The 12,600-nt window shown below is 68.4% G+C and carries 10 protein-coding genes; 6 read left to right on the top strand and 4 right to left on the bottom strand.

From position 1 onward, the window contains the following. The first annotated feature begins 52 nt into the window (after positions 1-52). Positions 53-637, top strand: coding sequence for a hypothetical protein (locus AB0J95_RS45460; RefSeq protein ID WP_364772196.1), 585 nt, complete (start codon positions 53-55; stop codon positions 635-637). Between the two features lie 309 nt (positions 638-946). On the opposite strand, the gene AB0J95_RS45455 is transcribed toward AB0J95_RS45460, so the two are convergent. Then, positions 947-3,607 carry a LuxR C-terminal-related transcriptional regulator gene (locus AB0J95_RS45455; protein ID WP_364772193.1) on the bottom strand — a complete coding sequence of 887 codons (2,661 nt, stop codon included), beginning with the start codon at positions 3,605-3,607 and terminating at the stop codon, positions 947-949. A 122-nt stretch (positions 3,608-3,729) separates the two neighbouring features. On the opposite strand from AB0J95_RS45455, the gene AB0J95_RS45450 reads away from it, so the two are divergent. The 3 genes from AB0J95_RS45450 to AB0J95_RS45440 all read left to right on the top strand — a co-directional run bounded on the left by AB0J95_RS45450 (position 3,730) and on the right by AB0J95_RS45440 (position 7,512). Further along, on the top strand, positions 3,730-4,314 hold the full coding sequence (locus AB0J95_RS45450) for a deaminase (RefSeq protein ID WP_364772191.1): 585 nt from the start codon (positions 3,730-3,732) through the stop codon (positions 4,312-4,314). Between the two features lie 29 nt (positions 4,315-4,343). Continuing rightward, positions 4,344-5,765: a hypothetical protein gene (locus AB0J95_RS45445; RefSeq protein ID WP_364772190.1), complete on the top strand. Its 1,422-nt coding sequence runs from the start codon at positions 4,344-4,346 to the stop codon at positions 5,763-5,765. 106 nt (positions 5,766-5,871) lie between these two features. Beyond that, positions 5,872-7,512, top strand: coding sequence for a metallophosphoesterase (locus AB0J95_RS45440; protein ID WP_364772188.1), 1,641 nt, complete (start codon positions 5,872-5,874; stop codon positions 7,510-7,512). Here the strand turns inward: AB0J95_RS45440 and AB0J95_RS45435 are convergent. Further along, positions 7,493-8,992, bottom strand: a complete 1,500-nt coding sequence (locus AB0J95_RS45435) for a GMC family oxidoreductase N-terminal domain-containing protein (protein WP_364772185.1) — start codon at positions 8,990-8,992, stop codon at positions 7,493-7,495. The genes AB0J95_RS45440 and AB0J95_RS45435 overlap by 20 nt on opposite strands. 267 nt (positions 8,993-9,259) lie before the next feature. Then, complete coding sequence (locus AB0J95_RS45430; RefSeq protein WP_364772183.1) at positions 9,260-9,892, bottom strand: GntR family transcriptional regulator; 633 nt, start codon at positions 9,890-9,892, stop codon at positions 9,260-9,262. A gap of 414 nt (positions 9,893-10,306) precedes the next feature. On the opposite strand from AB0J95_RS45430, the gene AB0J95_RS45425 reads away from it, so the two are divergent. Next, positions 10,307-10,687: a winged helix-turn-helix domain-containing protein gene (locus tag AB0J95_RS45425; protein WP_364772181.1), complete on the top strand. Its 381-nt coding sequence runs from the start codon at positions 10,307-10,309 to the stop codon at positions 10,685-10,687. 297 nt (positions 10,688-10,984) lie between these two features. Here AB0J95_RS45425 and AB0J95_RS45420 read toward each other — a convergent pair whose 3' ends face one another. Beyond that, complete coding sequence (locus AB0J95_RS45420; protein ID WP_364772179.1) at positions 10,985-11,539, bottom strand: ABATE domain-containing protein; 555 nt, start codon at positions 11,537-11,539, stop codon at positions 10,985-10,987. 81 nt (positions 11,540-11,620) lie between these two features. Between AB0J95_RS45420 and AB0J95_RS45415 the strand changes: the two genes are divergently transcribed. Beyond that, complete coding sequence (locus tag AB0J95_RS45415) at positions 11,621-12,595, top strand: zinc-binding dehydrogenase (protein ID WP_364772176.1); 975 nt, start codon at positions 11,621-11,623, stop codon at positions 12,593-12,595. Positions 12,596-12,600 lie beyond the last annotated feature (5 nt).

Genomic DNA, 12,600 nt, shown 5'->3' with positions numbered 1-12,600 from the left:
GTCAACTTAGTGCGATGAGCGCACTCTCGCAGTCCGGAGAGCGAGGGAACCAATGAAGCAGCCCTGCGATCTGCCGCACCACAGGTCGATCATCGCGCTCGATATAGCGGACTCGACCAGCCGCGCCGATACGGTTAAGGCCAAACTCCGTGAACTCATGTATGAGATGGTGGAAAAGGCTCTGCAAGACGCCGGGATAGCGCCGTGGCATCACGACAACTTGATCGACCGTGGCGATGGAGTCCTGGTTCTGGTTCATCCTGTTCCCCAGGCTCCTAAAGCCCTTCTGCTGGCCAAAGTCATACCTGTGTTGGCCGGTGCGCTGCGGATGCACAACCTTCAAGCGCCTGACCAGCGCTTACGACTTCGCACGGCCATGCACGCCGGCGAAGTGAACTACGACGGTCATGGCTGCTTTGGTGAGGCCTTGGACATAACGTTCCGGCTCCTTGATGCTCCGTTGGTCAAACGGATACTGCGGGAAGTCGCGGAATCGATGGTGCTGGTGATATCCGACCACGTCTACCGATCTGTGGTTCGCCACGGCTATCAGGGGGTCCTGGACGTCTACACGCGGCGCACCACCGTGCTGGTGGCAGGGCACCACCACCGGGGATGGATAGCATCAGTGGAGTAGCACAGGCCACAGTGGATGCTCGGCGAGGGGTTCGGTCAATTGGCGTTGGGTGAGCCGGGTGAGCCGTGTAGCGGGGTCAGTCGGCCTTCATCCAGACGTACCGCAACAGCGACACCGAACACCGAACTATCTGGTCGAAGTCCATTCTGGAGCCGAAAACGCCGGATACCGTGCCGCCACGGTCCATGCCGTGAGCGAGGTCGGGCAGCTGATCTGGGGCTGGCTGGCGAACGACCAACAGCGGATCGATGCGATCAAGTGGGAATGGTTGTCCTGAGGCATGGCCGGTGAATGGCGAATGGTCCGCCGCTACCCGGTCTGGACAGTGAGGGCGGCCAGTTCGGTGCGGTTGGCGACGCCGAGTTTGGCGTAGATCTGGGAAAGGTGGGTCTTGACGGTGCTTCGGCTCATGAACAGGCGGGCGCCGATCTCGGGGTTGTTCAGGCCGGCCGCGGCGAGTTGGGCCACCTTCAGTTCGGTGGGGGTGAGGCTGTCCCAGCCGGCGGTGGGGCGGTTGCGGGCGCCTCGGCTGCGGCGGACGTAGGCGACGGCGTCGTCGAGGGAAAGGTCGCTGCCTGCCGCCCATTCGGCGGCGAAGGCTTGGCCGAGGGTGTGTTCGAGGTCGTCGCGCAGGTGGTCGTAGGCGGGTTGGTCGATGGCCCGGCGTGGGCAGCCGAGGGATGTGCGGGCGGCGGCACTCGCGGCGAGGACGCGGGCGGCGTTGGGTGGTGGCAGGAAAGCGGCGAGGGCGTCGAGGCTGTCCGGCAGGAACGCCCGCAGCCCGTGGGCGGCGCGGATGGTGAGGGCCTCGTGGTGCAGGTTGAGGTCGTCGGCGAGGAAGGCCTGCTGCGCCAAAGCGTCGGCGAGGGCGCGAGGCATGCCGAGGGTACGGGCGGTGGCCGCGGCCTGGTCGAGTTCGCGGCGGGCGTCCTCGGACCGGCCCGCGCGCCGCAGCGCTTCCCCATAGCCCGCTTGGATCTGCGCGGCCAGATAGGTGGCGGTGCCGGGCTTGTCGCGTTCGAACCAGCGCAGAGCCGAGTCGAGGTCGCCCTGGGCGAGGTGGATTTGGCCGAGGGCGGCGGCCATACCGGGGACGAACACGGCGCGGTCGGCGTTCTCGGTCAGCACCAGCAGCGGCCGCAGCACGTCGAGAGCGGCGTCCAGGTCTCCCGACAAAGCGCAGACCGCCGACAAAGCGCTACGGGCGATACCAACGCGCAGGTAGTCGCTCAGAGGTTCGGCGAGGTCAATTGCCGCCGAGGCGAACCGGCGGGACTCGCTCAAACGTCCGCACGCCAGGGCGCTGCTGGCCAACGACGCGAGTGTGGTGGACGCGATCCCGCGATGGCGGTGGCGCAGGCCCTCGGCCGCGGCTTCCAGCAGCTCCCGGGCCTCCTCGTGACGGTCCTGCAGCTGCCGGATCATGCCCTGCAGCGCCCGCATCGAGTGCGGGAACAGCTTGTCGCCAGCGGCCTCGGCGGAGGAGATGGCGAGCTCGGTCAGCTCCCAGGCCTCCTCGAAGGAGGTGTAGAACCGGCCCACCGCGGACAGCGACAAGCACACAGCACGCAGGCTTTCCTCGCCGTGCTCGGCCGCCAGTTCGAGCGCCTGCTGGGCAACGTCGTACTCCAGGTCGAGCGGGCTCGTGGTGTCGGCGACCAACGCCAGCCCTGCGAGCAGCCGCGCCTGGAGCAGGCTGCGGTCATCCGGCGCGAGGTCGATCGCACGCCGCAGGAACGAGATTCCCTCGTACCCGTGGCGATGCAGGTGCCACAACCACGCCAGCTCGGCAGCGAGACGGCGGCCCGGTCCCGGATCGTCGGCGGCGAGACCCCATTCGAGCGCCGCCCGCAGGTTCTCGTACTCACCCTCGACCCGGGTCCGCCACGCGTCCAGGTCCTCGGCCGGCCGCGGCTCACCGGCCGCGACAGCGAGGAAATGATCAAGGTGGCGGTCGCGGGTGGCGTCCCCCTCGCCAGACTCCCGCAAGCGGCCCGCGGCGTACTCACGGATGGTCTCCAGCAGCTGATACCGGGACGCACCACCGCGGGTCTCCGCAACAACCAAAGACTTGTCCACCAACCGCCCCAAGGCGCCGAGCACATCGATCACGCCGTCCGCGCAGACAGCTTGCGCGGCGTCCAGGGAGAACCCGGCGGGAAACACCGCGAGGCGCCGGAACACCGCCCGGTCCGGCTCGTCCAGCAGGTCATGGCTCCAGGCGATGGACGCGACCAGGGTCTGCTGGCGTGCGGCGACACCGCGGGGGCTGCGGACGAGCAGGCCGAACCGGTCGTCCAAGCCGTGCTCGATCTGTTGCGGGGTAAGGGTTCGCAGCCAGGCGGCGGCCAGCTCGATGGCCAGCGGGATCCCGTCCAGCCGCGAGCACATCACCCGGGCGGCGGACTCGCCCGCCTGGTCCAGGTCGAACAGCTGCCGGACCTGCCTGCCGCGCTCGACGAACAGCCGCAACGCCTCTTCCGCGGCCAGCGGCGGCACCCGCCAGACCACCTCGCCCGGCACCGCGAGCGGCTCGCGGCTGGTGGTCAGCACCGAGACCTGCGGGCACGACCGCAGCAGCGCCGCGACCAGCTCGGCGGCGCCGTCGAGCACCTGCTCACAGTTGTCCAGGCAGATCAGGGTCTTTCGGTCCCGCAACTGCGCGACCAGTGACCGCACGGGACCCTGCACGGGTTCGACCAGCACTCCGAGCGTCGCCGCGACGAGCTCGGCGACCTGCGTGTGATCGTTGACGGCGGCCAGTTCGACCCACCAGACCCCGCCCGGCCGGTGCGCGACCTCGGCGGCGGCGACCTGCGCGGCGAGCCGGGTCTTGCCGACACCGCCGGGCCCGGTCAGGGTCACGAGCCGCTCGCCGTCCAGCGACGCCCGCACGGCGGCGAGCTCGGACTGCCTGCCGATGAAGCTGGTCAGCTCGGCGGGCAGGTTGTTCGGCGCGTCGGTGGTCATGGCGGGCCAAGTCTGCCATCGGCCACCGGCCGGGCCTGCCCTCGGCCACCTGACCGATGTTCTGGCCCGCCCCGGGCAGCAGGCTTCTACCAGCACGAACGACCAACCGAAGGAGTCCTGCGATGGGAAACGTCGTCGCCAACATGTCCATGTCCCTCGACGGCTACGTCGCCGGCCCGAACGACGAGGTGGACCACGTCTTCGCCTGGTACGGCGCCGGGCCCGTCGAGGTGGAGACCGAGAACCCCGACATCACGGTGAACATCTCCGAGGAGAGCGCCGAGGTGTTCCGGCCGGGCACGGTCAGCGCCCTGATCTGCGGGCGCAGACTGTTCGAGCTCACCAACGCCTGGGGCGGCAGGCACCCGATGGGCGCGCACGTCTTCGTCGTGACCCACAGCGTGCCGGACGGCTGGCCGCGCGAGGACGCGCCGTTCACCTTCGTCACCGACGGCGTCGAGAGCGCGGTGCGGCAGGCCAAGGAACTCGCCGGGGACGGTGACGTCGCCATCGCCACGCCGACCATCACCCAGCAGTGCCTTGAGCTGGGCCTGATCGACGTGATCGCGATCGATCTGGTGCCGGTGGTGCTGGGCGAGGGGATCGCGTTGTTCGCCGGCCTGAACAAGATCCCGGTCGAGCTGGACACCCCGTCGGTCGTCGAGGCCAAGGGCGTGACCCACCTGCGCTACCAGGTCCGCCACTGACCCGGTCCTGGCAACGAAAGGCTGGAATCATGTCGACGATGGACCCGCTGACGGTCTCGGCGGACAACCCGCGTTACCTCACACCACTTTCCGGCGCCCAGCGGGCGGTGTACCTGACCGGTTCGCACATCTGGAACAACTTCCACGACGGCATGGGGCCCGCCGGGACCGCGCCGAAGGACCTGGACTACGGCGCCTACCTGGATTTCCTGGCCGCGCGAGGGCACAACTTCATCCGGCTGTGGCGCTGGGAGCACTTCCGTTCCCAGGCCGCGGGCGGTGCGTTCGAGCTGAACATGACCCCGCAGCCGTGGCGCCGGGACGACTCCGGGAGGTTCGACCTCTCCCGGTTCGACCCGGCGTACTTCCGGCGGCTGCGGGAGCGGGTCGAGGCCGCCGGGGACCGCGGGATGTACGTGGCGGTGATGTTGTTCGACGGCTGGGCGCTGCATCTGAGCCCGGCCCTGGACAACGTCGAGGGTCACCCGTTCCATGCGGCCAACAACATCAACGGCGTCGGGATCACCTCGATTCTCGACCACCAGGTCCTGCCGCTCGACCCGGCCGTCCAGGCGCTGCAGGAGGACTACCTGCGGCAGGTCGTCGACACCGTGCACGACCTGCCCAACGTGCTCTACGAGGTCGCGAACGAGTCATCCGGTGGCGGCGCCGCCGACGCGGAGATGGCTGCTGTGCTTGGGGTTCCGTCCGGAACCGACTGGGGCGACTCGACCGGCTGGCAGTACTGGGTGATCGAGTTCGTCAAGGACTACGAGCGGCAGCAGGGCTACCAGCCCCGCCCGGTCGGCATGACCATGCAGTTCCCGGTACCCGACCAGGCCAAGGTCAACGCGCCGCTGTTCGACGGGCCGGCCGACTGGATCTCGCCCGGGTTCGACGACGACCTCTTCCGCGACGGCGCCCCGGTGTCGCGCTGGTGGCTGGACCCACCGGCGGCCGACGGCCGGAAGGTCCTGATCACCGACTCCGACCACGTCGCCCCTGGGCACGCCGAACCGGTGTGGGTCTGGAAGGCGTTCCTGCGTGGCCACAACCCGATCCTGATGGACTACGGCCTGATCGACGGCACCGATCCGGCCGGTGACCCGTCGCCCGGCGCCCCGCCGTTCGCCGCGTTCGAGCCGGCCCGGCACGCGATGGGTGACACCCGGCGGTACGCGGAGACGATCGACCTCATCAGCATGATGCCCCGAGGGGATCTCACCTCCACCGGTTACGCGCTGGCCGATCCCGGCGCGGAGTACCTGATCCTGCACCCCGGCGGCGGCACGTTCACCGCGACGGTGGCGAGCGGCACGTACGCGGTCGGCTGGCACGACATCACGTCACGGTCCACCAGCACCGGCGAACGATTGACCGTAGCCAACGATGAACCGACCACGTTCACGACCACCGGACCTGCCGTACTGCACCTCAAACGCCTCACTTAGGCGGAAGTTGGTCGACGGCGATACCGACCGTCCTGACACCCCGCCGGGATAAGGTGAACGCCCGTCTGACGGTGGAGGTCTGGTGGCACACGCTCAACCACGCAAGATGTCCGAACTGAGTTTCCAGCGCCAGGATCCGGTTCGCTGGCTGATGCCGCCGGTCCTGGTCACCACCGGCATCAAGTCGGTGCTGGCCGGGATCTTCGGGTCCTATGCGGACAAACGGGAGCTGCAGCGCGGCCTGCCTTCGACGGTGCACTCGTGTGACGGCGAGGAGCTGTGGTTCGACTTCGTCGCCGACGTCGGCGACGGCTTCAACGCCACCTTCTCCATCGCGTCCCTGCTCGCCGCGCCCGAGCTGCGTCTGGACGAGAAGACGTTGCCGCGCGGCCGGATTCTCATCATGGGCGGCGACGAGGTCTACCCGTCCGCGTCCGCGGAGGCGTACGAGGACCGCACGAAGGGCCCGTACCGCGCGGCCTTACCCGCGGCGGAGGATCACCCGAGATTGTTCGCCCTGCCCGGAAACCACGACTGGTACGACGGGTTGACGTCGTTCCTGCGGACGTTCGCCCAGCAGCGGAACATCGGCGGGTGGCAGACCGAGCAGTCCCGCAGCTACTTCGCGATCGAGCTGCCGCAGCGCTGGTGGCTGTTCGCCGTGGACACCCAGTTCGACCAGTACATCGACGGGCCGCAGCTCGAATACTTCCGCGAGGCCGCGAAAAACCTGCGCGAAGGCGACGCCGTCATCCTGTGCACGCCGGTTCCGACGTGGGCCCACGCGCCGGAGAACTATCGCGGCTACGACATCATCCAGTTCTTCGAGCACGAGATCGTCCGGCCGGCCGGAGCCGTCATCCGCGTCATGCTGTCCGGCGACTCCCACCACTACGCGCGGTACGAGGGCACCTGCCAGCGGATCACGTGTGGCGGTGGCGGAGCGTACTTGTCGGCGACGCACCGGCTGCACAAGACGATCGAGCTGCCGCCCAAGGAGACTCGCATCCCGGAGCCCGATCCGGTCGAGACGATCGTGCTGCGGGAGACCTACCCGTCCGAAGCCGAGTCGAAGTCGCTGGCGAACGGGATCTTCCGGTTGCCGTGGACCAATCCCGGCTTCTGGGGACTGACCGCGGTGCTGCAGACCGTGCTCGCGCTGTTCCTCCAAATCGGACTGACCGTCCATCCGGGCGGCGCGTTCGGCGAGATCTCGGTGTGGGCCCCCGCGGTGTTCATGATCGTCCTGGTGGTGCTGATGGGGGTGCTGTTCGCCCGGTACAGTCCGCCCGGGGGAGCACGGACGGCCGCGGGTCTCATTCACGCGGCCGCCCACCTGGTGCTGGCCGGTCTGTGGGCCTGGTTCCTGTTCTGGCTCAACGGTCATGCCGACGGCTGGGTCACCGGCGTGGTGGGCATCGTGGGAACCTTTGCCGTGATCGGGTTTCTCGACGCCGAGATCGTGGCCCTGTACCTGCTGCTCGCCAGCCGGTGGGGAGTCAACCTGAACGAGGCGTTCGCCGGCCAGTCCATCCAGGACTACAAGAGCTTCCTGCGGATGCACATCACGACCGGCGGAGACCTGGAGATCTTCCCGGTGAAGGTGCCGCGGGTCTGCCGGGACTGGAAGATCAACGAGGACCGGTCGCCCGGCGCGCCATGGATTGTCCCGCAAGGCGAACTGAAGGCCGAGCTGATCGAGAAGATCACGCCGGTGACACGGGTCCCTACCGCTGGCGGCCGGTGATCAGTGCTGCCGCCCGTTCGGCGATGGCGAAGACGGTCGCGTTGGTGTTGGCCGAGGGCAGCGACGGCATCACGGACGCGTCGGCGACCCGGAGCCCATCAACGCCACGGACGCGTAGTTCGGTGTCGACCACGGCCAGGTCGTCCGTGCCCATCCGGCACGTGCCGATGTAGTGGTACGTGGTCTGGACGTTCGCGCGCAGGAAGGCCTGGAGGTCCGCCGGGCTGGTCACCTCGGGCCCGGGCGCCACTTCCATGGCACGCCAGGGATCCAGGGCGGCGGCCGCGCCGATCTCCCGCACGAGGGGCACCGCGGCGGTCATCGCGTCGAGATCGCGGCTGTCGGTGAGATAGGCGGGATCCAGCAAGGTCATCGTGTCCGGGTCGGCGTCGGCCAGCCGCAGCGTTCCCCGGCTGAACGGGGTCATCAGGCCGACGGCGAACATGAAGCCGGTCTGTTCCTCCAGGGTGAGGGGCGCGAACACCAGCGCCTGGATGTCCGGGGCGGCGAGGGACGGGTCGCTGCGCAACAGGCCGAGCGCCTCGATGTGGTTGTACGGACCCGGGCTGATCCCGCGGGGCGCCACGTAGACCACACTGCAGAGCGGATGGTCCTGCAGGTTGGCGCCCACACCGGGCAGGTCGGCCAGCACGTCGATGCCGAGGCCGCGCAGCTGGCCGGCCGGGCCGATCCCGGACAGCAGCAGGAGTTTCGCCGAACCGATCGCGCCCGCGGCCAGCACGGTTTCCTGACTGCTTTGGGCATGGTGGTGCTGTCCGCCGATCGTGTACGTGACGCCGGTGCACCGGCCGCCGTCGACCACGAGACCTGTTGCCAGCGCATCGGTGATGACAGTGAGGTTCGGGCGGGGGAGTGCCGGACGCAGGTACGCGTCCGCGGCGCTGAGCCGCTTGCCGTCGACGATGTTCAGGTCGACGAAGCCGAACCCGTCCTCCAGCCCGCTGGTGATGTCTTCGGCGCGGTGATGTCCCACGGACACAGCGGCTTCCACAGCCGCGACTGCCACGGGGTGCCGGGTGGCGGCGGGACGGACGACCATTGGGCCCTCAGTGCCGCGGACCGCCGGATCGCGGTCCGCCGCGGACTCACTGGCCTTGAACCAGGGCAGCAGATCGTCGAACCCCCAGCCCTTGGCGCCGTTCGCGGCCCAGGCGTCATAGCTCGACCGGTGGCCGCGGACGAAGACCATGCCGTTGATGCTCGACGAACCTCCGAGACCGCGGCCATGCGGCCAGGGCACGGCGCGGCCCAGTTCTGTCTGGGGCACCGTGGTGTCCTGGTACGCCGCCGGCCCCGTCAGCAACCCCACCCACGCCCCTGGGACCTCGGTGTTCTCGTACGGTTCGGCCCGTCCCGCCTCCAGCAGCAGAACCCGCACCTCCGGGTTCTCACTCAGACGGGCCGCGAGCACGCACCCAGCGGTGCCCGCGCCGACAACGATGTAGTCGTAGCTGGACAAACTCGTCTCCTGGTTAGCGGGGCGCGACTGCGAGGGACTTCCGGCGAGAAGAAGACATGATGGCTCTCTTCGTCAGAATGGGAGTTCCGGACACAATGAGCGTGGTGACCAGATCGAACTTATCCGCGATCGCCCGGGCCGCACAGGGTCGATCCCCGAATGGCGGACGTTGGCCACCTGTGGGTGGGACTGAACCTTTCCGGGTGGAAATCATTTCCGACCGGTGGCGATATGTTCGGCCGGCACAGTGACCAGACCTATGACGGGTTACTCTGCCTTGTCCATCAGGGCGGACAGACTGGCCCAGTTCTCCTCGGCGAGCGCGGCGGCCAGGTCGCCATAGCCCGCCTCGCAGGCGGCGATGATTCGTTCGTGCATGCTGGCGGAGTCGCGGCCCAGCGGGGACCCGAACTGTAGCCGTTCGGCTCTATGCAGCAATGGCGTGTACCGGTAAATGGTGGCCGCGACCGCGTGATTTCCGCAGGCCTGGACGAGAACGTCGTGAAACGCGTCGTCGTACTGCATGGCGTCTTCCACGGATCCGCTTTCGACCGCGGCGGTGAAACGCAGGTTGGCCGCGCGCATCGCGTCGAGGTGGACCGCGATGAGTTTCGGGACGGCCAGGCGGGTGGCCAGGGCGTGCATGGTCTGGACGACTTCGAGTGCGTCCCGCACCGCTTGGGCGTTCAGCGGGGTGACCCGGGTGTAGCTGTGCGGCTTGGTCTCGATCAGACCCTCGTCGGTCAGCCGTGCGAGCGCCTCGCGCACCGGCGTGCGGGACAGACCCAGCCGGTTCGCCAGGTCGATGTCCTTGATCGCCTCGCCGGGCGGCAGCTCACCCGTGATGATCGCGCGCCGGATCAGCCCCAGGGCCTGCTCACTCAGCAGCCCCCGGTCCATCCGACCAATATATTGCATTCCCTCACACTACAGGGGGCGTCCCGCGGAGGGTGCCTGACCGGCCGGGGCTTCGGTCGGCCCCTGTGCGGCGTGCGCTGACCGAGCCGCTAATAGTTCAAATCGCGCATTGGTGATATGTCGGACTTTGATATACCCGCTGCTTCCGCACGGTAACGTAAAGTTGACCATCGGTGATCTTTTCGCGAGAATGGCGCCCTTCCGGTGAGTTCGTGTAGCGTTGGCCGGGGGAGGGTTAAGCCGCTATCCGTCAATGGAGGAATGCGTCACTTGGCTGGGGGGTCAACGGTGGATGTGAAACTTCTACGCTGGCCGCACGATCAGGATATGCGCGTACGCTGCAAGATCTCGAGAATTCCGCGGCTGTTGGTAATTGAGGCGGGAGCGTCGCCGCCAATGTGCGTCGACACGCTGGAGGACTGGATCCGCCCGCCGGTGAGCAAACAGGATCTCAACGCGCGGACGGCGGCGTTGCGGTCGAGAGCCCTGATCGAACAGGTGCCGAAGATCGACGACAACGACGTGCTGCGGGTCGGCGAGAAATGGCTGGCACTGTCCATGTCGGAGGCCGAGGTGATGAACCCGCTGGTCGCCGACTTCCGCAACGTCGTCTCGCGGTCCGAGCTGGCCAAGCTCACCCGGGGTGGCGACGCCAGGGAGCGGCGCAACGCCCTGGATCTGAGGATCCTGCGGCTGCGCAGGCGCATTGCGACGGTGAACCTGGAGATCGTCACCGTCTGGCGCAAAGGATATCTGCTGGACTCCACCGCGGCCTAGCCACTGGGGGATACGGCACGTGAGGAAACTCAAGACGATACCGGCGTTGTTCGACGCCGTCGTCCGTCGAAATTTCGGGCGGTTGTCTGGCAGGATGACGTCGTTTCGTAGCGCGATCTGAATTCGGCGGCGAATCGGCTGGCGAAATCCCTCGGTGTCGTGGCATCGGCGCGGAGGATTTTGTCGCCATCACATTGCCCAGATCGGTCGATCTCCTTGTGGTGCTGCCGCCGGGTTCGCGACCGTGGCATGCGGGCCCGCCGCGGCGAAAGACGCCGGACAGAGGGACTGGAGCCGTTAGCGGCGGGACCGGTAGCCGGCGATCTTCACGAGGTTGCCGCAGCGGTCCATCGAGCACCACCGCCGGCGGCCGGGTGGGGAGTCGTCGAAGAACAGCAGCGAACAGTCGGGGTGTTCGCATTCCTTGATCCGGTTGGTGCGGGGGCCCGACAGCAGGTGCACGGCGTCGCGGGCGATGGTCGCCAGCGCGGCTTCGACCGGTCGTGCAGCCGGTCCGAGCACCAGGCGACCGGGACCCGCCAGTTGCGGCGCCAGGTCGGGATGGGTGGCGGCCGCGTTGATCCTGGCGGTGTCGGCCGGGTCGAACTCGCCGCCGGTCATCGCGGCCCGGACCAGCCGGTGCACGGCTTCGCGTAGTTCGCGGGCCGCGCCGAGGTCTTCCGGCCGCACGTCGGGCGGGCTCGTGGCCAGGCCGGCGGCGACCAGCCAGTCGGCGAACGTCGCCTCGTCCGGCACCCGTTCCACCTGCTCGGGAGCGTGCCTGCGGCCCAGCGTGGCCACGAGGTCCAGGCACACCCGTCCACCGGTCAGCCGGAACCTCGGATCGCTCATGCCACCACTCTACCGGTTGACACCGGTACTACAGGTGTCGGATGCTGACACCACTACAACTGGTGTCATGGAGGAGCGCTCGTGCATGCGATCACGTTGACCGAATTCGGCCCGGCGGACCGGCTGACCTGGGCCGATGCGCCAGATCCCGGTCCGGCGCCGGGACAGGTGCTCATCCGGCTGGCTGCCGCGTCGGTGAACCGGGCCGACCTGCTGCTGCGGTCCGGCCGGTACCACACGTTGCCGCCGCTGCCGTTGGTGCCGGGCGCGGAGGGAGCGGGCACGGTGGTGGCCGTAGGGTCCGATGTGGACCGATTCGCCGTCGGTGACCGGGTGGTCGCCTGGGGATCGCAGGATTTCTACGCGGAGCTCGTCGCGGTCGATGCCGAAAGGGTGGTGGCCGTTGCGGACGGCGTCGGCTTCGAAAGCGCTGCGGCGATGCCGATCGCGTGGTTGTCAGCCTGGCACTGCCTGCACACACTGGCTCAGGTCCGGCCCGGCGAAGTCGTTCTCGTGCATGCCGCGGCGAGCGGTGTCGGTAGCGCCGCGATCCAGATCGTGCGGGACGCCGGGGCTTCGGTGATCGCCGTGGTGGGGTCGCCGGAGAAGGCCGCGTGGGTTCGCGATCTCGGCGCCGCCGAGGTGCTCGACCGGCATCGCGACGACATCGTCGAGCAGGTGCGCAAACTGACCGACGGCCGCGGCGCCGAGGTGGCGCTCGACCTGGCGGGCGGCCAGGCCTTCGCCGACAGCCTGCGCGCGGTGGGCCACGGCGGCCGGGTCGCCGCGATGGCGAACGTCGCACTGGCGCCCAGCACCGTCGACACCCGCGACTTCTATCCCAAGAACGTGACCATCCACGGCTTCCAGTTCACCAACCTGCAGAAACACGGCTGGGACCCCCGGCCCGACCTGCGCACCCTGCTGGACGGTGTGGCCGAGGGCCGGTTCACCGTGCCCATCGACTCGCGATTCCCCCTGCCTGACGCCGCTTCGGCACACCTGCGACTGGAATCCGGCGCCACTCGGGGAAAGATCGTGCTGCTGGCTCCGTAACCGCT

It is taken from the genome of Actinocrispum sp. NPDC049592 (assembly GCF_040675465.1).
Lineage (GTDB): Bacteria > Actinomycetota > Actinomycetes > Mycobacteriales > Pseudonocardiaceae > Kibdelosporangium.
This window is presented reverse-complemented; position numbering and strand designations above follow the sequence as displayed.